The organism is Nocardioides pymetrozini (assembly GCF_046058985.1).
GTDB lineage: Bacteria > Actinomycetota > Actinomycetes > Propionibacteriales > Nocardioidaceae > Nocardioides.
On record NZ_CP175556.1, the window covers coordinates 4,333,039 to 4,355,891 of the forward strand.

Consider the following 22,853-nt stretch of genomic DNA (forward strand, 5'->3'; position numbering starts at 1 on the left):
GCCCTCCTTGAGAACGGACTCTACGCCCGTGCCGTCACTCCGGCCCGGGTTTCGGCTGACCCGCCCTGCGCCGCAGGTAGCGGGCCTCGACGTCGTTCGCGGCCAGCCGCTCGGCCGCCAGATAGTCACGGCGCGCCGCGGCGGGCCGTCCCACGCCGTCGAGCAGGTGCGCTCGGACGGCGTGGGCGCGCTGCGCGGTCAACGGGTGGCGGAGGAGTCCGTGCTGGGCGTCGAGCTCCTCCAGCAGCTCGAGACCGCGTCGATCGCCGTACGCGTGCGCCACCGCCACGACACGGGCGAGCATGGTGGGTCCCGCGGGCTCCAGGTGCTCCAGCGCCAGGTAGAGGGCAGCGATCTGGCGCCAGTCCGTGGCCGCCGCGCTCGGCGCCGAGGCGTGCACGGCCGCGATGGCCGCCTGGAGCTGGTAGGGCCCGACGGGACCCTGGGTCCAGACCCGCTCGATGAGCGCGGTGCCCTCGGCGAGCATCGCCTCGTCCCATCGGGTGCGGTCCTGGTCGGCGAGGAGCACCAGCTCCCCGTCGGCGTCGGTGCGCGCGTCGCGGCGCGCATGGACGAGCAGCATGAGCGCGACGAGTGCGGCCACCTCGGGATCGCGGGGCAGCTGCTCATGCAGCATGCGCGCGAGCCGGATCGCCTCGGCCGCGAGATCGGCGCGAACCAGCCGATCACCGGCGGAGGCGTGGTAGCCCTCGTTGAAGGCCAGGTAGAGCACCCGCAGCACGGACGACACCCGCGCGTCCAGGTCTTCGCCGGCGGCGAACTCGAACCGGGCGCCGGCTCGGCGCAGCTGCTGCTTGGCGCGACTGATGCGCACGCCCATCGTCTGCTCGGTGACGCCATAGGCGCGGGCGATCTCGGCCGTCGTCAGGCCGCCCACCGCACGCAGGGTCAGCGCCACCTGGGACGCCGGCGACAGCACGGGATGGCAGCACAGCAGCAACAGGTGCAACGAGTCGTCGCCGACGACGGCGCCCGCGTCGTCCGCGACCGTGCGCGAATCGCGGGCGACGTCCTCCTCCTCGCGCCGTCGCGCGGCGACCTCGGACCGGATCATGTCGACCATCCGTCGGTAGCCGACCCGGATCAGCCAGGACCGGGGCGACGCGGGGACGCCCGAGGACGACCACTGCTCGCTCGCGGCCATCAGCGCCTCCTGCGCAGCGTCCTCGGCCGTGTCGAACCGGCCGAACCGGCGCGCGAGCGCGCCGACGACGTGCGGCGCCTCCGCGCGCAGCACCCGTTCGAGCTCGTCGCGGTCCACGCTCAGGTGACGAAGTCCTCGCCCATGATCGGGCGGATCTCCATGGGCTCGCCGAGCACGGCCACCATGCGCGCGACGATGTCCTTCGCACGGTCCAGGCTAGACACCTCCACGATCGCGAACGACGCCAGGACCTCCTTGAGCTCCGCGTACGGCCCGTCCGAGACGACCACCTCGTCGTCACGCCGGCGCACCGTCGTCGACATCACCGGATGGCCGAGGCCCTCGGCGCTGACGAACTCCCCGGTCGCGCGCAGCTCCGCCTCGAACCGCTGGTACTCGGCGAAGGCGGCCAGCGCCTCCGGAGATGCGCTGTCGGCCGTCTCCGCGTCCCACGACTCGGTCGGGGTGTATCCCAGGATCAGGAACCTCACGTCGCCTCCCTCGGTGGTCGAGCCGATGATAGGCATCACGACGCGAGGAACGCCCGCGCCTGGGCGGCGACAGGCTCCGGAGTCACCCAGAATGCCGAGTGGTCCAGACCCGGCAGCGCGAGCACGCTGACCTGCGGCAGCAGCTGGGCGAGCGCCGCGGCGCCGCGGCGGATGAACTCCTCGCCCTGCTCGGTGACGGCGACTGCGACCGGGACCTCGATGGTCCACCGGTCGGTGGGCAACGGCGTGCCGTCCTGCAGGCCCCGCAGGATGCGTCCGTCGTAGGCGTAGGTGTGGGCGTAGGCGGCCATCTGCGCCCAGGAGGGGTCCTGCCGCATCATCGGCAGGTACTCGGCAGGCACGCCGACCATCTCCGTCATGAAGTACTCGACGGCCTCATTGCGCTTGCCGGCCGCGACGAGCGACTCCTGGTGCTCGACGTAGTCGCGGGGCGCCGGGGCGCGGGAGTCGTCGACGATGAAGGGCGGCTCGAAGAGGTAGAGGGCCGACACCCGCTCGCCCAGGGCACTGGCGGCGTCGAGGGCGAGACCGCAGCCGCCGGAGCCGCTGACCAGGCTGACGGGTACCCCGACGGTCTGGACGAGCGCCGCGATGTCCTCGACCTCGCGGGCCGGGTCGTACGGCTGGGGGTCGCCGCTCATACCGCGGCCACGACGGTCGAAGGTGACGACGCTGAAGTCCCTCGCCAGCTCGGCGGCGATGCCGGCGACGCCGGTGCGGTCCTCGGCGACGTTGCTGACGACGAGAACCACCGGGCCCGAGCCGGTCCGGTCGAAGGCGATGGTCGTGCCGTCCGCCGAGGTGACGGAGTGCTGGATGTCGGTCATGGGTGCTCCTTGTCGGTTCGCGCCGCCCGGGTGGGCGAGCTCTCACCGCTACGTCGGAGCCGACCGACGGGCTTTGACATCGGCGACGCAGATCGTCCCCGGACGCCGCACCTCTCAGGAGCCCGCCAGCCCGTGCTCGTGCGCGAAGACCACGATCTGCACGCGGTCGCGCAGGCCGAGCTTGCGCAGGACCGCGCCGACGTGGGTCTTGACGGTGGACTCGCTGAGGAAGACCCGGCCGGCGATCTCCTGGTTGGACAGTCCCTTCGCGACGGCGCCGAAGACCTCGCGCTCCTTGTCCGTGAGCGCGAGGTACGCCGCCGGCGGGGCCACCGCCGCCTGGAACTGGTTGTCCAGCAGCGCGGACAGGTCGGTCGGCGCGAGGACCGCGTTGCCCGCGTGGACGGTACGGATGGCGTCGCGCAGCATCACGGGGGTCGTGCCCTTGAGCAGGAACCCGCTGGCGCCGTACCGGATGGCCGTCGCGGCGCGGTCGTCGAGGTTGAACGTCGTCAGCACGATCACGCGGACCGGACGCTGGCGGCGCGCGGCCCGGTCGGGCAGGAAGATCTGCCGGGTCGCCTCGACGCCGTCCATCTCCGGCATCCGGATGTCCATCAGCACGACGTCGGGCTCGAGCTCGTCGACCAGGCGCACCGCCTCGACGCCGTCGGCGGCGGTGCCGACGACCCGCATGCCCTCCTGCGCGTCGACGATCACCCGCACGCCCTCGCGGAAGAGCTCCTGGTCGTCGACCAGCAGCACGGAGATCATCGCGCCCTCACCGGGACCCAGGCCGTGGCGGTGAAGGTCGGGGGGTCGGTCCGACGGCGCACGTCCAGCCGGCCCCCGACCGCCTCGAGCCGGCGCCGCATGCCCTCGAGGCCCTGGCCGCCGCTGCCCGCGGGCTCGTCCGCGGGAACGGCGTTGCGGACCTCGATGCGCAGGTCCCCCTGCCAGTGCCGCTCGACATGGACCGGCTGGTCGCGGCGACCGTGCCGGATGGCGTTGGTGAGCATCTCCTGCAGCACCCGGAAGGCCACGACGGCGAGCTCGGGCGGCATCGGCTGCGGCGTGCCGACCTCGGCGGCGACCACCTCGTGGCCGCTGGCGCGCACGCCGGCGACGAGGCTGTCGAGGTCGGTCTGCGGAGCCCGCGCGGCACTCCCGGGGGCGTCGGTGGTGGTGGCCAGCACGCGGCGGACGTCGTCGAGCGAGGAGCGCGCCGAGCCGGCGATGTTGGCCATGGTCTTCTTGAGGGCCTGCGTGTCGACGTCCTCGAGATACTGCGCGGACTCCGCCTGGGCCAGGATCACGGCCAGCGAGTGGCCGACGACGTCGTGCACGTCGCGGGCGAGCTGTGCCTGGCCGTCGCGCAGCCGCGCGATCTCCGCCGCCTGGTCGCGCTCGGCCTCGGCCGCGACCTGGGAGCGGCGCGAGGCACGCGAGCGGTCGGCGAAGCGCAGCGCCAGGCCGAGCAGCCACGGCGTCGCGAGGAGCACGAAGCCCACGAGCCCGGCGGCCAGGCGCCAGTCGTAGCCGCCGTCGCGGTAGGTGTCGGCCGCGATCCGGTCGATCCCGAGCACCTGCAGTGCCTCGTAGAACGCGTACGGCGAGAGCAGGAGGACCGCGATGCCGGCGCTCAGGGGCAGCGACAGGCCGCTCAGCCACACCGTCGGCAGCCGGCCCCAGCGGGCACAGCCGAAGGCGACGACGGCGAGCAGTGTCTCGGTGAGCATGGGGTCGACGCCGAGCAGCACCTGGATGATCCCGGTGAGCCAGGCCGACGCGAGGGCGAGCGCCGGGAGCCGGCGCGCCAGGCCGACGGCGGCCGCGACCCCGGCGACCACCAGCAACGGGGCCGCCGAGCCCCACTCCCCCGAGCGTCGGAGCTCGGCGAGGCCGACCGCCAGGGCCGCCGCGCCCGCGAGCAGGTCGGGCAGCCAACGCTCGGCACGGTTCACCCGGATCCTCCTCCCCGCCGGTCCTTCGCTTGTCCGGGACAGCGAACCACACGCCTCACCGGTGCGCGGAGCGGACCAGCTCGTCGAGCAGGTCGCCGTAGCCCATGCCGGCCGCCGCGAACATGCGCGGGACCTGCGAGTGCTCGGTCAGGCCGGGCATCGTGTTGACCTCGTTGAGCACCGGGCCGGCGTCGGTGAGGAAGAAGTCGACCCGGGCGACGCCCGCGCAGCCGAGCGCCTCGAACGCGCCGGTGGCGGCCTCCTGCAGCGCCTTCGCATCGGTGTCGTCGAGAGCGGCGGGGACCCGGAAGTCGGCGCCGCCGCCGTACTTCGCGCCGTAGTCGAAGATCCCGTCGGCCACGATCTCCAGCGCCGGCGGGACGAACAGGCTGCCGTCGGCTCGCCGCAGGACGGCGACGTCGACCTCCCTGCCGGCGACGACCTCCTCGACGAGGACCCGCTCGTCCAGTGCGAAGGCCGCGTCGAGCGCCGGACCGAGCGCCTCCGGTACGTCGACCCGGCTGACGCCGAGACTCGAACCGGCCGAGACGGGCTTGACCACCACGGGCCGGCTCCAGCGCAGGTGCGCGGCGCTCGCGGCCGTCACCAGCAGCCCCGGCGCGACCGCGATCCCCACGGCGCGGGCGACCAGCTTGGTCGCCCATTTGTCCATGGCCAGCGCGCCGGGCCGGATCCCGCTGCCGACGTACGGCAGGCCGGCGAGCTCGCACAGGGCGGCCAGCGCGCCGTCCTCCCCGCGCGGGCCGTGCACGACGGGGAACACGACGTCGCACCCGCGCAGCACCTGCGCGGCGCCGCTGAGCCCGATCGGGCGCAGGCCGTGGTCGCGCCACATGCCGTCGCGGCCGATGGTGAGGGGGACGACGTCGTACGACGCCGGGTCGAGCGCGGCGACGACGGACGCCGCCGAGGCGAGGGACACGTCGTGCTCGCCGTTCTCTCCGCCGCCGACGACGGCTACCCGGGTCCTCATGACGAACCCGCCGCATCGACGCTGCGCAGGTGCGGGACGGCCCGGGTGCGGCGCGCGACGCGAGCCCCGATCCCGGTCACCAGCTCGTGCTCGATGGTGCCCGCCCAGGCTGCCCACTCGGCGACCGTCGGCTCGCCGGAGCGGCCGGGACCGAAGAGCGTGACCGTCTCGCCGACCTCGGCCCCCTCCGGCCCGAGGTCGACGACGACCTGGTCCATCGAGATCCGGCCGGCGACCGGCCGCCGGGCGCCCCGGACCAGCACCTCGGCGCGGCCCGACGCGACGCGCGGCAGGCCGTCGGCGTACCCCACCGGGACCAGGCCGAGGTGGGTCGCACCGGTGGTGCGGTGGTCGTGGCCGTAGCCGACCGGAGTGCCGGCGCGGACGCGGCGCACCTGCACCAGCGGGGCGGTCAGGGTCATCGCGGGCTCCAGCGCGGTGGTCCGGGACGGGTCGATGCCGACCAGGCCGGCGCCGACCCTGCTCATCGTGTGGTGGGTGCGCGGGTCGGTGAGGGTGGCGGCGGTCGCGGCGAGGTGCCGGTCGCGGGGCCGCAGCCCGGCCGCGCGGGCGACCTCGACGGCCCAGGCGAACCTGGTCCGGCCGCGCGCGTTGCAGGCGTCGGCAGGGTCGTCGGCACAGCCGAGGTGGCCCATCACCCCGACGACCTCGACCTGACCGCGTTGCTCGGCACGGCGGGCCGCGCGACACAGGGCGGCCCACTCGCCGGGCTCGGCGCCGTCGCGCGCCATGCCGGCGTCGACGTGGAGGTGGACCCGGATCCTTCCCGGCGCGGCCGTCAGCGCGGCCAGATGGGCGGCGCTCGGGACGGCGAGCTCGACATCCCGGGCGGCGGCCGTGGGGAAGTCGGCGTCGACCGGGTTGAGCCAGCTGAGCACCGGGACGACGAGGCCCGCGTCGCGCAGCGCGAACGCCTCCGCGAGGCTGGTGACTCCGAGCCGCGTCGCGCCGTGGGCGAGGGCCGTCCGGGCGACATCGACCGCCCCGTGTCCGAAGCCGTCCGCCTTGACGACCGCCATCAGCTCGCCACCGGCGCGCTCGGCGAGGGTGCGGGTGTTGCGGGCGACGGCGCCGAGGTCGACCGTCAGCTGCGGGGTGGACGCCCCGGTCGGCCGAGGCGCCACGGCAAGGCCGGTCATGCCGCCACAGCCGAGGCGAGTGGACCGTAGAGCGCATGGGGCGCGTGGGTGAGGAGTGCCCAGTACCGGTCGCCGTAGCTCCAGTGCCACCACTCCGTCGGGTAGTTCACCAGTCCCTGGGAGCGCAGCACCCTCGCCAGCAGCGTCCGATGCGCCCGCGCGTCCTGGCCGATCCCGGCCGCCGAGAACCAGCATCGGCCGTCGCTCTGCTCGGGCGTCGCGTCGATCGGCGTACCGAGGTCGAGCTCGTCGCCGGTGATGTCGACCAGCGTGAGGTCGACGGCCGCCCCGGCCACGTGCGGCGCGACGTCGACGGGAGCGACGAAGCGGCTGGTCAGCCGCTCGAGCGCGGTCGTGCCGATCCCCGGGTGTAGCGCGGCCAGCTCGGCGCCGTACGCCGCCACGATGGCGCGCTGCTCCTCGACCGGCCGGAAGCCCTCCACCACGCGGAGCCGCACACCGGCCGGCAGCAGCCGGTCCGCGGCGACCAGCCGGTCGGCGAGGTCCGCGCGCACCAGGGCGCCGGCGGGCGAGAGGTCCTCGGGGAGGCGCACCAGGGGCTCGCCGCACTCGGCCACGGGCACCGCACGCACGCGGGGGTCGGACAGCAGGATCGTCATGGCGTCCACGCTAGGAACGCCCGGGCCCGCCCTGCCTCCGCCGCAGGTGCCGCGTCGTGGTCCTCAGGTGCCGGGCCGGTCAGCCCCCGGTCGCGTCGAGCAGGCCCATGGCCCTGAAGGCGCGCGCATGGATCTCCCGCACCACCCGCTCCTTGCGCGCGTTGTACTGCATCGTGTGCTCGCCTGCCGCCGCCGCAGCGGCCGACGCCTCCCGCTTGGCTGCCGCGTAGCGCTCGCGGTCGTCGGGGTTGCCGCGGAGCCACTCGCGGAACAGGCGATGCTTGACGATCTCCGGGCTGTCCGGGCCGAAGACGTGGACCTGGCTGGCCGGGTCGTCGCCGCGCAGCAGCCGGTGCTCGAACCACCACGGCTCGCGCACCCGCAGCACGAACCCCTGCACCTCCAGCGCCGGCACGTACGCCGCCTCGTCGGCCGGGTCGGCGACGACCAGGTCGACGTCGATCACCGGCTTCGCGGGGAGGCCCGGCACGGCCGTGGAGCCGACGTGCTCGACGAGCAGCGCCCGCCAGCCGAGCGCGCGCCGTACCCGCTCCGCCACCGAGGCGAAGGCATCCGGCCAGCCCGGGTCGGGCGCGACTACGCGGACGTCCGGGCTGGGGCCGGCACCCGCGACCCAGGGCGAGGCGCCGGCCGGGACGGGCGGGTCGTGGAAGGTGACGATGTCGCGGCGGCTCGGCACAGCGTCAACCTACGCCGCGGGTGGCTCAGGCGGCGCGGGGTCGGGCGGGTAGGTAGGTGAGCTTGTCGTGGTGGCTGGCGAGGGTGGCGCGGGGTGGTGGGGTCCACACGGGTTGGCGGGTGTCGCGGTCGATGTGGACGGCCCAGGGGGTCTGGTGGATGAGGGTGTGGTGGTGGCGGCAGAGCATGACGAGGTTGTCGAGGTCGGTGGGTCCGCCGTCGGCCCAGTGGGTGATGTGGTGGGCGTCGCAGGCCAGGGGCATGCGGGTGCAGCCGGGGAAGGCGCAGTGCCGGTCGCGGGCGACCAGGGCGGTCCACAGGGCGGGGGTGACCAGGCGTTGGGTGCGGCCGACGTCGAGGACCTGGCCCTGGCCGCCGAGGACGGCGGAGAGGATGTCGGCGTCGCAGGCGAGGCGTCGTACGGCGGTGGCGGAGAGCCGGGCGCCGGTGGGGGTGCGACCGGGGCGGGCCAGGCCGGCGTCGAGGACCTTCTGGCGCAGTGAGTCGTGGTCGATGAGCACCATCACGCGGGGGCGGGTGCCGTGGTCGCGGGGCAGGTCGGGAAGGGTGGTGAGCCGTTCACAGGCGTCCACGAGGGCGTCCCACAGGCGGGCTCCGGCGTCGCGGGGGTCGCGGCCGGTGTGCGCGCACCCCGGGGTCAGGCACGCGGCGCTGGTCGCGACACCGTCCTCGTCGAACAGCGGAGCACCCGCCGGGCGGGCGGTCCCGCCGCATGACCCGGGCTCGGTGGTGACAGGCGCGGCGAGGGGGTGCAGGGTGGCCTTGATCCGCTCGACGTCCTCGACGCTGCCGTAGCCCTTGACCCGGACCCCGCCGAGCCCGTCGGGGGCGAAGGAGAGGTGGCGGGCGTGGTGGGCGGCTCGTTCGGTCTTGGCCTTCTCCTTCTCGGCGTTGAGGAGGGCGGCGTCGGGGTCGAGCTCGCGCACGACGTCGGTGAACGCGGTCTGCAGGTCGGAGGCGTCGTGACCGTGGGTCGCGACGAGGTCGAGCAGGGCGTCGGCGACCTGGGTGCGGAACTCGGGCACCCGGGGCAGCGTCTGCACCTTGCCCGCGATCGCGCGGGCCTGCGGCAGCGTGACCCGACCCTCCTCCAGCGCGGTCTGCACGGCGGGCAGGTCGCGCAGCTGCTCGGCGGCGCGGACCAGTCCGCCGCCGCTGCCCTTGTGGCCGCCGGTGAGGTGGGTCAGGAAGTCCTTGGTCGAGGCCCAGCCCAGCTCGCGCAGCGCGTCGGTGTCCTCGAGGCGGGCGATGCCCCGCAGCAGTGCGGCGTCGAGGAACGCCCGCGCCGCAGCCACCGCCTGCACCCCGGCCACGGTCGCGGGTCCGTCGAGGGCGTCCCAGTCACTGCCGGCCAGCTCCGCGGCGCCCTCGCACACGGCGGTGGCCGTCTCGAGCGCCCCGGGAGAAGTCATGCGCTCATCCTATCGAACACCTGTTCGAATGGCAAGTCCGTTCACAGCCTGCTGACTACCCGGACGCCTCCACCCGGTGCTCGGCGCAGGCCTCGGTCGCGTCGGGCGTCACCGGCTCGGAGCCCTCCAGCGCATCCGCCGCCCGCGACCGCCCGAGGTTCCACTCCAGCCAGTCGTCGTCGTCCAGCTCGCGCCCGGCGAGCGCACACCTCCGGTCCGCGCCGGACAGCTCGGCGAGCGTCGGCACGGCGTCGTCGGAGAGGTCGCGCAGGTAGCCCCAGTCGACGCGGCCGGTGTCGTCGTACCGAGCCAGGTTGTGCCGCGCGATCCAGGCGTCCGGGTTGACCACGGCCAGACCGAGGAGCCCGACGACCCCGCTGAGCAGCGCGAAGCGGGGCAGCCAGGCGCCGCGCAACGCGATGCCGCTGACCGCGACGGCGAGCACGAGCAGCCCCAGCCAGCCCTCGAAGACGTCCACGAGCAGCCGGAGCCGGGTGAAGCCGTAGGCCTCCTGGTAGACGTCCATCCGGTACAGCGCGGAGGCGACCACCACCAGCGTCTCGGCGCAGAGCGCGCCGAGGGCCAGACGGAGCCAGAGCCGGTCGGAGGAGGTGTCGCGCGGAGCCTTGCGGGCGGCGGCCCAGATCACGAGCAGGGTGAGCGCGGTCGCGATGGTCAGCTGGGCGAATCCCTCGTGGACGTACTCCGCATAGGTCAGCCCCGTCGTACGCCGCAGGTAGGCGTGCCCGCCGAAGACCACCGTCGCCTGGGCGACGAGGAAGACCGCGAAGACACCGACCACGACCAGGACGGGAGCGAGCCACTCGTAGCGGCGGGCGACGGTGCGCGCCGCCGAGCCGTCGCGGTCGACGCGCGGCGGGTTGAGAGCCAGATAGGCCGCGGCGAGGACGGTGCCGCCGACGGCCACGGTCACGAAGGCGCGCAGCACGAAGGTGTCGATGGTGAGGTCGGGCAGGAGCGCGTCCACCCATTCGGCGACCAGCGCGTCCGCCGAGGCGAACAGGGCGCCGAAGACGACCAGCCCGAGTGCCGACCAGAGCAGGGTCCGCAGCACCGCGGCGCCGTGGCCGACCACCGGCAGGGCCACGACCGTGCGGCCCAGCCACGGCATCCCGCGCAACCCGGCCACCGGCCACATCAGGCCCGACAGGACGAAGCCGGCGAGCGTGCGACCGCGGGTCACGGCGCACACGCACAGCGCGGCCCCGGCGAACAGGCAGAGCACCACCACCCATTCGGCGTCGCGGAGGACGGCCGTGGCGGCCAGCAGCACGCACAGGCCGGCGCAGGCGAGCGTGAACGGGTCGCGGCGGTGCCGGCTCGCGGACAGCACGACCGCACCCGCGGCGAGGAGCACCAGGAAGGTGCCGATGCCCAGCGCCCGCTCGGGGAGGACGAGCCCGCCGAGGAGGCCGGCACCGAGGGCACCCAGCAGCAGTCCGGGCCGGGCCGGGACACCGCGGTCGGGCCAGAGGCCGCCGAACAGGTCGTCGGCGACCGACGACGGCGCAGGCACGGACGGGGTGGGCGGCGGTGCGGTCGGAACGGGCACGGATCCCTCCGGGACAGTGGAGCGGGACGACGACGGGGACGGGGCCGGCGAGGCGGACGCCGCGGGCACGTCCGTCGCACCGGGTACGACGACCGGCCGGGCCGCGGGCTCCAGCGGCAGGTCGACACGCACCCGCGCGCCCGCCTTCCCCGCGGGCGGGTCGAGGAAGCCGATGGTGCCGCCGTGCAGGTCGGTGACCCACCGGGCGATCGCGAGGCCGAGGCCGGTCGCTCCGGTCTCCTCGCCCCCGGCCGCGCCGATCCCCCGCAGCGTGCCGAAGGGCTCGAAGACCCGCTCCCGCGCGGAGGCCGGGATGCCCGGGCCGTCGTCGCGGACCTCCAGCAGGTACCGCTCGGCGCGCCGCTGTGCCGTGACCACCACGGTGCCGCCGGCCGGGCTGTGCCGCGAGGCGTTGTCGAGGAGGTTCGCGACGAGCTGGTGCAGCCGGGCCGGGTCCGCGGTGACCACCAGGTCCGGCGGGACCAGCCGGACGTCGTACTCGACGTCGCGCCCGAGCACCCGGGCCTCCGCGACGGCGCCCGCCAGGAGGTCGGCCAGGCGCACGGGCTGCGGGGAGAGGGGCGCCTTGCCGGCGTCCACGCGGGCCAGGTCGAGCAGGTCCTCGACCAGCCCGCTCATCCGCTCGGCCTGGGCGAGCGCCGTCGCCAGCACGGCCGGGTCGTCGGGGACGACGCCGTCGACGACGTTCTCGAGGACCGCCCGCAGGCCGGCGAGCGGGGTGCGCAGCTCGTGGCTGACGTTGGCGACCAGCTCGCGGCGCTGTCGGTCGACGCCGGCGAGATCGCGGGCCATGGTGTTGAAGGCCCTGGCCAGCTCGCCGACCTCGTCGCGCGAAGCATCCGGCACCCGGACGTCGTAGTCGCCGGTCGCCATCCGGCGTGCCGCGGCGGTCATCTGCCGCAGCGGTGAGGTCATGCCGACCGCGAGGAGCTGGGTGAGGGCCAGGGCGAGGCCGATCGTGACCGGGATCGTCAACCAGGTGGGGACGCCGTCGGCCCGACCGAGCGCGGCCACGAGCGCCGCCACCGTCGCGCTCGCGGCCACGAGCACGCCGAGCTTGACCTTGATCGACCGGATGCCGACGAGCGGCTGGGCACTCATCGCGCGCCGCCGGGGACGTCGAGGGCGTAGCCGACGCCGTGCACGGTGCGGACCAGGTCGGCGCCGACCTTCGCCCGCAGGCCCTTCACGTGGCTGTCGACGGTGCGGGTGCCGGTGGCGCCGTCCCAGCCCCACACCTCGGCCAGCAGCCGCTCCCGGGTGACGACGGCGCCGGGGGTGGCGGCCAGGCACATCAGCAGGTCGAACTCCGTCGGGGTGAGGCGCACCTCCTCCTCGCCGCGCCAGACCCGGCGCGCCGGCGCGTCGACCCGGAGGTCGCCCAGCTCGAGGGCCCGCCGGCCGGCCAGCTCGCTCGCGCGCTCGACCCGGCGCAGCAGGGCCGCGACCCGGGCGACCAGCTCACGCATCCGGAACGGCTTGGTCAGGTAGTCGTCGGCCCCCACACCGAGGCCCACCAGTACGTCGGCCTCGTCCGTGCGGGCGGTGAGCATGATCACCGGGACCGGGCGGTCGGCCTGGATCCGCCGGCACACCTCGTGGCCGTCGTACCCGGGCAGCATCACGTCGAGCAGGACCAGGTCGGGGGTGTGCTCGGCGTGCGCGGCGACGGCGCCGGGGCCGTCGAAGGCGCGCACCACGTCGTATCCCTCGGCCTGGAGACGGTCGGCGACCGCCTGGTTGATGACGGGGTCGTCCTCCACGACGAGGACCCGACGGCGCACGCTGTCCGCTGGCATGACCCCGAGGCTACGAGCGCGCGGGGCCGGGAGGCGCGCACGACGTGTGCAGGTTCTGTGCAGATCGCCTCACATCCGCGGCCGAGGCGTCGCGGACGCCGGTGAGAAGTTTTGCCAAGAGCGGCTCCGGAGGCGGCGGGCGGCGGATAGCCTGGACCCTGCTTCTGGTGGGGACATGGACATGAGGTTGCGGTGAGCGCGTCGGCCGACGTCGACCTGTTGACGCTGGTGCGCGAGGGCGACCAGCACGCCCTGGCGACCCTCTACGACCTCCACCGCGATGCGGCCCTGCGCTTCGCACGGGGACTCGTGACGGATCCGAACCTGGCCGAGGACCTCGTCGCCGACGCGTTCGAGCGGGTGTTGCGCCAGGTCCGCGAGGGCCGCGGCCCCCAGGCCAACTTCCGGGCGTACCTGTTCACCGCGGTCCGCAACCGGTACGTCGACGAGGTGCGCCGGAGCGCGCGGCTGACCCCGGTGTCGGACCAGCCGTGGGTGCTGGAGGGCGAGGAGGTCGCGGATCCCGTGGACGACCTCTTCGACGAGGACGCGGCGACGGCGGCCCTCGCGCAGCTGCCCGACAGCTGGCGCCGCGTGCTGTGGCACGTCGAGGTGGAGGGCCGGCCCCTGGCGGACGCCGCCGCACTCCTCGCGCTGAGCCCGACGGCGGCCTCGTCGCTCGCGCACCGGGCCCGGGAGGGCCTCAAGCTCGCCTACCTGGACCACCAGCTCGCCACCCGGGCCGCCGACCGGTCCTGCCAGTGGTCGCTCGCGCGGCTGAGCCAGTACGTACGCGGTGGTCTCAGCCCGCGGGCCGCGGACAAGGTGCAGGCCCACGTCGCGGCGTGCGCGTCGTGCACCGCGGCGCTCGCCGGGCTCGAGGACACCAACCGCCGCCTGGCGGCGCTGCTGCTGCCGATCGTCATGGTGGGGGCGACCCTGGGCGCGGCGGGTGGCGGAGCCGGCGGGCCGTCCGCCCCCTCGGCGAACCCGTCCGCGACGGCGGCCCGGACCGGCGCCCGGGGCGTCCGCACTGGTGCGCGCACCGCCGGCCGCACCGCCGGGCGGCTCCGCGGCCTCTCCGCGGCCTCGCCCGCCGTCGTGGGCGGCGGCGCGGCCGCGGCCGCCCTCGTCGCCGTCCTCTCCGTGGCGGCCGCGGTCGCCTGGTGGCCGGCGGGCTCGGACGAACCCGCGCTGGTCGAGCCGAGCGCGGACCAGGAGCGGCCCGGCGCGGTCCCGGACGAACCGACGGAGACCGCCGGGATCCCCGCCGTCGCCCAGCCGACACCGGACAGCACGCCCTCGGCTCCCGCGCCCAGCGCCACCCCCGAGACCCCGGTGACGACCCCCGCGGCGGCCGCTCAGGCACACCAGATGGCGCGCGCGGCGCAGGTGCGGCCCTCGGCACCGGTCGCCGTACCCATCACCGCCTGCGGGGCCTGGGGCCGGCTCGACCTGCCGAGCACGACGGGGGTCCGCTACCGGCTGAGCGAGGGCGACGGGCGCTCGGGACCGTGGGAGGTGACCGCGGCGGCGCGCTCGGGGTTCACCCTCGCGCCCGGCGTCGCCACCTCCTTCCGCGGCGACCTGGGCAGCCACCGCGCGTGCCCGGAGATCGGCGCGCTGGGACGGACCAGCACGTCGGCGACTGCCTTCGACACGACGCTCGACGTGACGGCGACCGACCCCGGCCCGTACCAGGTCGGGGTCGAGCTGCGGTACGACGCCACCGTCTACACCCTGGGCTTCTCCGGCGCGGGCTGGCAGTGCTGGGCGACGGACGGGAGCACCCGCGCCCCTCTGGACGGCAGCCAGTACCAGCTGCAGCCCGGAGCCCAGTGGGTCCTCTGCGAGCTCGCCTACCAGGGCACCGACCCGGGACCGCTGACCGTCAGCCTGGACACGATCGTCGCGGCGGACGCCACCGGGACGGCGCGCGTGACCCGGGACGGCCAGGCCACCGCATCCGGGTCGTTCTGAGCCTGACCGTACGAGGGCGGGTGGTGGCCGTGGGGTCGGGCAGCTGTAACTACCTGTTCGTGCTACTACCGCACCCGTAGACGGGTCAGGCAGTGACACGAACAGGTAGTTACACCTGCCGGGGACGGCACCCCCACAGCGCCGTCCCCTCCCCCGAAGCCGACGCGCCGTGTGGCCCAGGCCGGAGCCCGGACCACACGGCGGCTCCCAGGTGGGGGGTTCCCGGGAGATCGTGGGTCGCGCGTGAGGTCAGCCGTGGCGGCTCGGCTCGGTCCCGCGCTTCTCGTGCCACGCGCGCGCGGGGCCGGGTCGTGGCCTTCGCCGCCGTGTGTCGAGCATGGAAGAGGTTCGTCTCCTGTGTCTGGGGAGACGGCCGGCGGGTTCGTCCACCCGCGACGCCAGGCGCCGCGTTGCCGTCACGAGTAGACGTGCCGGCCCCGCCCACGGTCACGCGAAAATCGCGACGATCGTGTGGTCTGGCTCACCTGGCCGGCAGCTGGTCCTCGATGAACCGGCTCCGGGTCGCATAGAGCCCGCAGAGGTACAGGGGGAGGCAGAGCGCGAGGAGGACCAGGATAGAGACGGTCCACGTGCCGGTCGCGGCATGCAGCACACCGACTCCGAAGGGCCCCACCGCGGCGAGGAGATAGCCCGCGGACTGGGTGAACCCGGACAGCGCGGCGGTGCCCTGCGCCGTGCGGCTGCGCAGGCCGATGAGCGTGAGGATGAGGGGGAAGGTGCTGCACCCGATGCCGATGGCGAGGGCCCACAGCCACCCCAGCGGGCGCGGGTCCAGGAGGAAACCGACATAGCCGATCGGGTAGCAGACCATGAGGGCGGTGAGCAGCCAGCGCTGGTCGCGCAGGCGTCCGGCCAGGATCGGGATCAGCACCGACAGCGGGATGCTCGCGCCGGTCACGATGCCGAGCAGGATCCCGGCCGTCTCCGCGGAGTAGCCCGCGTCACGGCACATCTGGGCGAACCAGCCGAACACGGCGTACGCCTGGAGGGACTGGAGGCCGAAGGCGACCGCCATCGCCCAGCCGAGCCGGGTGCGCACCATCGAGCCGACCCCGAGGGCACGGGTACGACGACCCTCGTGGAGGTCGTGGCCGACCAGCCCGATCCAGGGCAGGATCGCGATGGCCGCCGTCACCGCCCACGCTCCCAGGCCCTGCGCGTAGTCGACGCCCTCGCCGCCGATGCCCGCGATCGGCACGCTCAGCGCGGAGGACAGGGTCAGCCCCACGGCCATCGACGTCGTGTACACCGCGGTGAGCAGGCCGACCTGTCCGGGGAAGTGCAGCTTGACCAGCGACGGCATCAGCACGTTGGCGGCCGCCGCGCCGGCGAGCGCGGCGAAGGACAGGACCAGGAAGAGCCAGCCCTGGTGCACATGGCCACGCGCCCACAGGCAGCCCGCGAGCAGCACCAGGCCGACCAGGGACACCCGGTGCACGCCGACCCAGGAGGCGAGGCGCGGGGCGATCCCGCCGACCACCGCGAAGCAGACCACCGGCAGCGTGGTCAGCAGGCCCGCCTCCGCGTCGCCGAGGGGGACGCCCGCCCGGATCTCCGCCAGCAGCGGGCCGACGCTCGACGCTGCCGGGCGCAGGTTGAAGGCGAGGACCACGATCCCGAGGACGACGAGGAGGCGCTGGACGCGGGAGTCCCGTACGACGTCGGTGGGCGCGGCTGTCACGGAGCCATGCAACACCACGACCCGGTCGCGGATTCCAGCGGTCCGCCCGCTCCTACGCCCAGGCCGCGGCGGCCGCGGCCAGGACGTCCGGGTCGGACCAGGTCTCGACGCCGACGACGCGACCCTCGACGACAGTGAACGCCATCACGCTGAACAGCTCGTCGTGCAGGGTGATGACCACACCCGCCTGGCCGTTCACGAGCACCGGGTGCACGACGCGGTCCGGGTGCGCGAACATGAGCGCGTTGCGGGCGATGGTCTCGGCTCCCCGGTATTCGACGACCCCGCCCCGGAGGGCACCGAGGTCGGAGCGCAGCGCGACGTCGGGAGCCAGCACACCGACGAGACGCTCGAGGTCGCCGGCGTGCGCGGCAGCGAAGAAGGCGTCGACCACCTCGCGCTGGCGGGCCCGCCCGTCCATGCGCACGACATCGGTCCCGCGGACCCGGCGGCGCGCTCGGCTGGCGATCTGGCGAGTGGCGGCCGGGGTCCGCTCGACGATCGGCGCGATGTCCTCGAAGGGCACGCCGAACAGGTCGTGCAGCACGAACGCGATCCGCTCGAGCGGCGCCAGCTGGTCGAGCACCACGAGCAGGGCGAGGCCCACGGAGTCGGCGATCAGTGCCTGCTCCTCGGGCAGTGCCGCGTCGTACGGCGTGACGACGGGGTCGGGCAGCCGCTCCACCCGCTCCTCCAGCGAGTCCTCGCGACGGGTCGCGCGCGAGCGCAGCGTGTTGAGCGCGATCCGGCCCACGACGGTCGTCAGCCAGCCGCCGAGGTTGTCGATGTCCGCGGCGTCGGTGCGGTGCAGGCGCAGCCACGCCTCCTGGACGGCGTCCTCGGCCTCGGCGACCGAGCCGAGCACGCGGTAGGCGACGGTGTGCAGGTGGCGGCGGTGCTGCTCGAAGGCGGCGGCCAGGGTGACGTCGTCGTTCACGGCGGTTCCTCTCCTCAGGGGTCGTCTCCCTGACCCCTCCCGGACCGGGGATGTGACCGGGACCCGGCAGGTCTCGGAGATTCTCCGCGCCGACCGGTCACACTCCGCTGCCGCCGCGGGTCAGGGATGTCGACAGATCCCCCAAGCGAACCAGGAGAACCCCGATGACCACCGTCACCCCCCGCATGGCCAACCCCGCCCAGATCCTGCCCGACGCCTTCAAGGGCATCGGCAGCCTGATGACCGCCGTCGCCAAGGGCGGCCTCCCGACCGCCACGCTGGAGCTGGTCGCCCTGCGCGCGAGCCAGCTCAACGGCTGCAGCGCCTGCGTCCAGGGGCACCTCGAGGCGCTGCAGGCCGCCGGCGAGTCGATGGACCGCATCGTCGGTGTCGGCGCGTGGGGCGAGTCGCCGTACTTCGACGAGGCGGAGCGGGCGGCGCTCGCCCTCACCGACGCCCTCACCCGGCTCGCCGACAGCCACGACCCGGTCAGCGACGAGCTGTGGCGCGAGGTGACCAAGCACTACGACGAGCGGCAGGTCGCCGCGCTGCTCCTGCAGATCGCGACGCTCAACCTGTTCAACCGCGTCAACGTCGCGGTCCGCGAGCGGGCGGACGCCCCGAGCTGGAAGCAGGCCGGCTGAGCCGACCGGGTGCCGGGCGCCGCGGGCGGAGCATCGCTCACCGCGCGCCCGGCACCCGCGCGCCCAGGAGCCGGACGAGCTCACGGGGCTCGTCGGCCCACAGCCCCACCCGGTCGGCGACCCGCTGCCCGTCGTGGGTCGCCAGCGCCGTCGGCCCGTCCAGGGTGAGCTCGACGTTGGTGCGGTTGCCGGGGCCGACCAGGAGCAGCCCGTCCTCGTGGTGGACGGTGCGGGCGATGCCCTCGAACTCGTGCTCGACGACCCGGCAGGAGACGATCGCGGCGAGCGGCACGTCGAGTCGGAACCGGGGGCCGCTGCGCACCACGACGCGGTCGTCGAGCAGCAGGTGGCGTCGTACGGCGAACGAGCTCGCCATGCCCAGCATCCACAGCGCGCCCCACAGTCCGACGACGAACAGCGGGATCCGGACCACCTCGGCCCAGGTGGCGTCGACCGAGCGGAGCACGAGCTCCAGCGCGACCACCTCGGCGAAGGAGCCGAAGATCCACAGCCACAGCACCGGAGCGGTCAGCCGGCCGTAGCCGAACTGGAGGGCGCCGGCGGGAGCGTCCGGCCGACGCGCGACCCAGCGGGCCAGGTTGCGCCAGATCGCGAGCTCGAGCAGGACGGCGTGCTTCGCCAGCCTCCACGGCGAGCTCACGGCGCGGCCTCCTCCATCAGGGCGGTGAAGCGGGCGATCGTCTCGTCGAGGACGGCGCAGAAGGTGGCCAGGCGCCGCGGCGGCAGGTCGCCGAAGAGCTGGCGGGCCAGGTCGTCGTAGCCGGCCTCGTTCTCCTCGATCACCGCGCGACCGGCCGCGGTGGGCGTCACCAGCGTCGCGCGGCGGTCGCTCGGGTGCGGCTCGCGGGTCACGTGGCCGGAGGCGACCAGGCCGTCGACGAGCCCGGTGACGTTGCGGGGCGTCACGTCCATCGCGGCGGCCAGGCGCTGCTGGGTCTGCGGCCCGCCGCGGCCCAGCTCCCACAGCAGGTGGATCCGCGCGGCCGTGAGCCCCGACTCCCTCTCGTAGCGCGCGAGATCGCTGGCGACCAGCATCGACAGCTGCATCACCCGGTCGATCGCCTCACGCGGCGTACTCGGCTCCATGTAGTGAAGTTACTACATCATTACCTCACTACAGCAATCGCACCGCTCCGCTCGCCCCGCGGTCAGGGAGCGCGAAAGACCACGCTCACGAAGACCTCACCGTCCTCGTCGCGCCAGGCACCCACGGCCGCCTGGCGGTAGGCCGGCTGCACGATCACCTCCTCGTGCGTGGGCGAGTCCATCCACGCCCGGAGCACGATCGCGGGCTCGCGGAAGCCGTTGCCGCGGGCCAGGATCTCGCCCACCCGCACGCCACCGCAGCGGCGGAAGACCTTGCGCAGGCCGTCGTAGTGCCGCATCTCGTCGTTGACCGCCATCCGCCGGGCCCGCGCCTCCGCGAACTCGTCGACGCACGAGGACGGGCCAGACCGCGCAGGTCGCGCCGCTCGCGGCGGCGCTCGAGCCCGTCGAGCACGGCGGCCTCGTAGGCGTCACCCATGGGGCGCACCTCGCGGTCCCCGGCGTACGACGGCGGCGCGTCCACGGCCCCCGCCGTCAGGGCCGTGGCCGCGGCGGTCGCGGTCACGAGAGCGAGCGCCGCGCGCAGTGCGGCGCATGTGCGTACCTTCGTCATCGGACACCTCCCGAGTCGGTGCACATCTGGTTGCGGTACCCGGAAGCCGTGGAGCACACCCCCGGTCGACAGCCAGGCGGCGGTCACACCGGTCCGGCAGCCGCGACCCCACCGTCGCGGGCCCGCGGCGACCGCGTCAACCGGCCGTCCACTCCGCGCGCAGCACGCTGTAGGAGTAGCAGTCGTGGTAGGCGCCGTCGCGCCACTGCGCGCCGCGCGTCGTGCCCTCGCGGGTGAACCCGGCCTTCTCCAGCGCCCGCTGCTCCGCGCGGTTCTCGACGTCGGTCGACGCCTCGACGCGGTTGACGGTCGTGTGGCGGAAGATCAGGTCGACCAGCGCCCGCTGGGCCGCGGTGCCCGCGCCGCGGCCGCGCGCCTCCGGGCGCAGCCAGATGCCGATCATCGGGTTGCGCGACTCCGGAGTCGGTCCCCACTGCATCCAGATCCAGCTCACGTCGCCGAGCAGCAGCCCGTCGGCGTCGCAGACCGCGAGGCCGCCGGCCTCGCGCAGCGACGGCGGCTGCGGCTGCGTGCGCGGCGCGCGCGGCCCGAAGTCGTCGTACGGCGAGTCGCCGCCGGCCAGCAGCGGCAGGTCCTCGGCCACGACCGGTCGCAGCACGATCTCCATCGACATCCCTCACCCTCACCTGGCCGAGCGGCCGTCATGCCGTCCCGCGGTTCCGGGTAGTCCACCACAGCAGCGCCGCCGCACCCACCTGCAGCGCCACGACCAGCACCCCGAGGACAGCCACGTGGAGCTCGACCAACGCTCCCGCGAGGGCACCCCCGGCCAGTGCGCCGACGCCCTGCACGGCCGCGAACACCCCGTACGCCGTGGCGCGGCGCCCCGCGGGGACCAGGTCCGCCACGTACGCCTTGACCGTCGAGTCCTGGACGCCCGCCGCCGCACCCCACGCGACGACACCGACGAGCACGAGGCCCAGCCGATCGGTGAAGACGCACCACGGCACCACGGCGACCAGGACCGGGACCGTGAGGAGGACCCGGCCGCCCCAGCGGTCGAACATGCCGCCGGTCGCGAGTGCGGCGAGCGCCGCGACGGCCATGGCCACGGCGTAGACCAGTGGGACCACCGCGGCGGGGACCAGGCCGGTCTCGACGAAGCGGTAGGAGATCACCCCGAAGGTCATCAGCCCCACGGTGGTCAGGGCGGCGGCGAGGGAGAAGAGGTGGAAGGCCCGCGGCAGGTCGGCGCCGACCGCGGCGGAGCGGACCTCGGCCCAGGCGCCGCGCGCCGGCCGGTCCGCGGGCTCGTCCTCCTCCGGCGCGGCCCGGGTCGCGATCGGCGCGCGCCGGCGCAGCTGGGCGAGCAGCACCATCGCCACCGCTCCGGGGACGGCGAGCACCGCGAAGCCCGGCCACAGCAGCCCGGTCAGCGCGGCGATGCCGGCGAGCAGCAGTGGTCCGGAGAAGGCGCCGACCTGGTCGAGCGCCTTGTGCACCGCGAAGCCCTTGCCCCGGCCGGTCGCCGTCGCCATCCCGGCGAGCAGCGCCGACTTCGCCGGGCTGCGCACCGCCTTGCCGGTGCGCTCGAGCACGATCAGCGTCGCGGCGACCGCCAGGCCCGCGCTGCCCAGGAAGGGCGTGACGGCGAGGAGCGGCACGCACACCGCGGTCATGGCGTACCCGACGACCGTCAGCCGCCAGTGCCGCCGACCGCGGTCCGCCCACGGCCCGGTGACCAGGCGCAGCACGAGGGCGACGGCCTCGCCCGCGCCGGTGATCAGGCCGACGGTGAGGGCGGACGCGCCGAGGCTGCCGAGAAAGGGGCCGGCCATGGCCCGCATCCCCTCGTAGACCATGTCCGCGGCCAGGCTGACCAGCCCGAAGGCGAACACGGTGCGCCACGGCGTCCACATCGGCCGGGCCGAGGCCGACGGGGCCGTCGGGGCCGTCGGGCTCGTCGGGCTCGTCGGGGCCGGGGGCGGGGTCACCCTCAGATCCAACCAGCCCCGCTCGCGATGAGCAGCAGGCCGAAGAGCGCGAAGAGCGCGGCGGCGCCGTAGGTGATGGCGCGCTCCGGCAGACGACGGCCGAGGACCGCACCGACGCCGATGGCGAGGGCGTCCGCGGCCACCATGCCGAGAGTCGAGCCGAGCCAGGTGCCGAACCAGCCCTCCTGGGTGGCGAGCGTGATGGTCGCGAGCATCGTCTTGTCGCCGAGCTCGGCGAGGAAGAAGAACACGGCGACCACGAGGACGGCGCGGCCGGTCGCGTTGCGCGCCTTGCGCTCGTCGTCCTCGGTCAGCTCGTCCCCGCGGAGCGTCCACAGGGCGAAGCCGAGGAACGCGATGCCGGCTCCGATCTCGATCGCGCCCTGGTAGTCGCCGAAGGCGTCGCCGATGGCATAGCCGATGCCGACCGACGCGAGGTGCACCACGGCCGTCGCCGCGGTCAGTCCGAGGAGGACGTCCCGGGCGCGATAGCGGGTGGCGAAGGTCATCGCCATCAGCTGGCTCTTGTCCCCGAGCTCGGCCACGAAGATCACGGCGGTGCTCAGCAGGAAGGCGTACATCTGGTTCCTCTCCGGTGCCGGGCCGGAGGAACCCGTCGCGATGGACGTGCCTTCGGCCAGGCACGTCCATCTCATGGGTCGCGCATCTGACCGAAAGTCTCGTCCGCCACCTCACGGTGGCCTGCTGCGCCGGGCCCGCGAGCGAACGCGGTCCAGTATGTCGACGCAACCGTTGAGGACTACTCCCCTTCGTGTCCCCGATCCTAGGCCAGGTCCGCGCGGGTCGGCCAATCGGAGCCGGCCGTCAGCGCGGGTCGAGCGCCGCCGCGAGCGCGCTCAGCGCGGCGGGGGCGACGCGGTAGTAGGCCCACCGCCCGCGCTGCTCGCGGGTGGCGAGGCCGGACTCGACCAGCAGCCGCATGTGATGGGAGACGGTCGGCTGGCTGAGACCGACCGGCTCGGTCATGTCGCAGATGCACGCCTCGCCGTCCGGCGCGGCGGCGATGAGGGAGAGCAGCTTGACCCGGGTCGGGTCGCCGAGCGCCTTGAACATCCGGGCCAGCGTCTCGGCAGCCCCGTCGGACACCAGCCCGCCGGTGACCGGTGAGCAACAGGCTGCGAGGCCGTCCGCCTGGATGACCGGCAGGGAGGAGGACATGCGGACAT

At 74.6% G+C, this 22,853-nt stretch carries 22 protein-coding genes and 1 pseudogene; 2 read left to right on the plus strand and 21 right to left on the minus strand.

From position 1 onward, the window contains the following. Positions 1-34: 34 nt before the first annotated feature. The 12 genes from ACJ5H2_RS21185 to ACJ5H2_RS21240 form a co-directional block, all read right to left on the minus strand. Positions 35-1,282, minus strand: a complete 1,248-nt coding sequence (locus tag ACJ5H2_RS21185) for an RNA polymerase sigma factor (protein ID WP_408897417.1) — start codon at positions 1,280-1,282, stop codon at positions 35-37. A 2-nt stretch (positions 1,283-1,284) separates the two neighbouring features. Beyond that, a complete protein-coding gene (locus tag ACJ5H2_RS21190) occupies positions 1,285-1,656 on the minus strand; it encodes a YciI family protein (protein WP_408897418.1) in 372 nt (123 codons plus the stop codon). 35 nt (positions 1,657-1,691) lie between these two features. Beyond that, a complete protein-coding gene (locus tag ACJ5H2_RS21195) occupies positions 1,692-2,504 on the minus strand; it encodes an alpha/beta fold hydrolase (protein WP_408897419.1) in 813 nt (270 codons plus the stop codon). 114 nt (positions 2,505-2,618) lie between these two features. Beyond that, positions 2,619-3,278: a response regulator gene (locus ACJ5H2_RS21200; RefSeq protein ID WP_408897420.1), complete on the minus strand. Its 660-nt coding sequence runs from the start codon at positions 3,276-3,278 to the stop codon at positions 2,619-2,621. After that, the gene (locus ACJ5H2_RS21205; protein ID WP_408897421.1) at positions 3,275-4,468 is read right to left on the minus strand and encodes a sensor histidine kinase; all 1,194 of its coding nucleotides are present in this window, start codon (positions 4,466-4,468) and stop codon (positions 3,275-3,277) included. Before ACJ5H2_RS21205 ends, ACJ5H2_RS21200 begins: the two co-directional genes overlap by 4 nt. Positions 4,469-4,523: 55 nt before the next feature. Then, complete coding sequence (locus tag ACJ5H2_RS21210; RefSeq protein WP_408897422.1) at positions 4,524-5,462, minus strand: D-alanine--D-alanine ligase; 939 nt, start codon at positions 5,460-5,462, stop codon at positions 4,524-4,526. Next, on the minus strand, positions 5,459-6,622 hold the full coding sequence (gene alr / locus ACJ5H2_RS21215; RefSeq protein ID WP_408897423.1) for an alanine racemase: 1,164 nt from the start codon (positions 6,620-6,622) through the stop codon (positions 5,459-5,461). The genes ACJ5H2_RS21210 and alr overlap by 4 nt, the downstream gene beginning before the upstream one ends. Beyond that, complete coding sequence (locus tag ACJ5H2_RS21220) at positions 6,619-7,242, minus strand: M15 family metallopeptidase (protein WP_408897424.1); 624 nt, start codon at positions 7,240-7,242, stop codon at positions 6,619-6,621. Before ACJ5H2_RS21220 ends, alr begins: the two co-directional genes overlap by 4 nt. A 79-nt stretch (positions 7,243-7,321) precedes the next feature. Next, positions 7,322-7,942, minus strand: a complete 621-nt coding sequence (locus tag ACJ5H2_RS21225) for a GrpB family protein (RefSeq protein WP_408897425.1) — start codon at positions 7,940-7,942, stop codon at positions 7,322-7,324. A 25-nt stretch (positions 7,943-7,967) separates the two neighbouring features. Continuing rightward, entirely contained in the window at positions 7,968-9,374 is a 1,407-nt protein-coding gene (locus ACJ5H2_RS21230; protein WP_408897426.1) for a DUF222 domain-containing protein, read from the minus strand. A 55-nt stretch (positions 9,375-9,429) separates the two neighbouring features. Continuing rightward, complete coding sequence (locus ACJ5H2_RS21235; protein WP_408897427.1) at positions 9,430-12,069, minus strand: DUF4153 domain-containing protein; 2,640 nt, start codon at positions 12,067-12,069, stop codon at positions 9,430-9,432. After that, the gene (locus ACJ5H2_RS21240) at positions 12,066-12,752 is read right to left on the minus strand and encodes a response regulator (protein WP_408899663.1); all 687 of its coding nucleotides are present in this window, start codon (positions 12,750-12,752) and stop codon (positions 12,066-12,068) included. Before ACJ5H2_RS21240 ends, ACJ5H2_RS21235 begins: the two co-directional genes overlap by 4 nt. A gap of 207 nt (positions 12,753-12,959) precedes the next feature. On the opposite strand from ACJ5H2_RS21240, the gene ACJ5H2_RS21245 reads away from it, so the two are divergent. Further along, complete coding sequence (locus ACJ5H2_RS21245; protein ID WP_408897428.1) at positions 12,960-14,747, plus strand: sigma-70 family RNA polymerase sigma factor; 1,788 nt, start codon at positions 12,960-12,962, stop codon at positions 14,745-14,747. Positions 14,748-15,228: 481 nt separating this feature from the next. Here ACJ5H2_RS21245 and ACJ5H2_RS21250 read toward each other — a convergent pair whose 3' ends face one another. Together ACJ5H2_RS21250 and ACJ5H2_RS21255 are read right to left on the minus strand one after the other, a co-directional pair. Next, positions 15,229-16,449 carry an MFS transporter gene (locus ACJ5H2_RS21250; RefSeq protein WP_408897429.1) on the minus strand — a complete coding sequence of 407 codons (1,221 nt, stop codon included), beginning with the start codon at positions 16,447-16,449 and terminating at the stop codon, positions 15,229-15,231. A 52-nt stretch (positions 16,450-16,501) separates the two neighbouring features. Further along, positions 16,502-17,386: a sigma-70 family RNA polymerase sigma factor gene (locus ACJ5H2_RS21255; protein WP_408897430.1), complete on the minus strand. Its 885-nt coding sequence runs from the start codon at positions 17,384-17,386 to the stop codon at positions 16,502-16,504. 164 nt (positions 17,387-17,550) lie between these two features. On the opposite strand from ACJ5H2_RS21255, the gene ACJ5H2_RS21260 reads away from it, so the two are divergent. After that, positions 17,551-18,030, plus strand: a complete 480-nt coding sequence (locus ACJ5H2_RS21260) for a carboxymuconolactone decarboxylase family protein (protein ID WP_408897431.1) — start codon at positions 17,551-17,553, stop codon at positions 18,028-18,030. 37 nt (positions 18,031-18,067) lie between these two features. Here the strand turns inward: ACJ5H2_RS21260 and ACJ5H2_RS21265 are convergent, their stop codons facing one another. The 7 genes and pseudogenes from ACJ5H2_RS21265 to ACJ5H2_RS21295 all read right to left on the minus strand — a co-directional run bounded on the left by ACJ5H2_RS21265 (position 18,068) and on the right by ACJ5H2_RS21295 (position 22,845). Continuing rightward, positions 18,068-18,691, minus strand: a complete 624-nt coding sequence (locus tag ACJ5H2_RS21265) for a hypothetical protein (RefSeq protein WP_408897432.1) — start codon at positions 18,689-18,691, stop codon at positions 18,068-18,070. Further along, positions 18,688-19,137 carry a MarR family winged helix-turn-helix transcriptional regulator gene (locus tag ACJ5H2_RS21270; protein WP_408897433.1) on the minus strand — a complete coding sequence of 150 codons (450 nt, stop codon included), beginning with the start codon at positions 19,135-19,137 and terminating at the stop codon, positions 18,688-18,690. Before ACJ5H2_RS21270 ends, ACJ5H2_RS21265 begins: the two co-directional genes overlap by 4 nt. A 62-nt stretch (positions 19,138-19,199) precedes the next feature. Then, positions 19,200-19,484 (minus strand): annotated as a pseudogene (locus ACJ5H2_RS21275) (CAP domain-containing protein); the annotation flags it as partial. A gap of 363 nt (positions 19,485-19,847) precedes the next feature. Further along, positions 19,848-20,345, minus strand: coding sequence for a GNAT family N-acetyltransferase (locus tag ACJ5H2_RS21280; protein ID WP_408897434.1), 498 nt, complete (start codon positions 20,343-20,345; stop codon positions 19,848-19,850). Between the two features lie 28 nt (positions 20,346-20,373). Beyond that, positions 20,374-21,666: an MFS transporter gene (locus ACJ5H2_RS21285; RefSeq protein ID WP_408897435.1), complete on the minus strand. Its 1,293-nt coding sequence runs from the start codon at positions 21,664-21,666 to the stop codon at positions 20,374-20,376. A 2-nt stretch (positions 21,667-21,668) separates the two neighbouring features. Further along, positions 21,669-22,247 (minus strand): TMEM165/GDT1 family protein, encoded by a 579-nt coding sequence (locus ACJ5H2_RS21290; RefSeq protein ID WP_408897436.1) that lies wholly within the window; start codon positions 22,245-22,247, stop codon positions 21,669-21,671. Positions 22,248-22,491: 244 nt separating this feature from the next. Beyond that, entirely contained in the window at positions 22,492-22,845 is a 354-nt protein-coding gene (locus ACJ5H2_RS21295) for an ArsR/SmtB family transcription factor (RefSeq protein ID WP_408897437.1), read from the minus strand. Between the last annotated feature and the right edge of the window lie 8 nt (positions 22,846-22,853).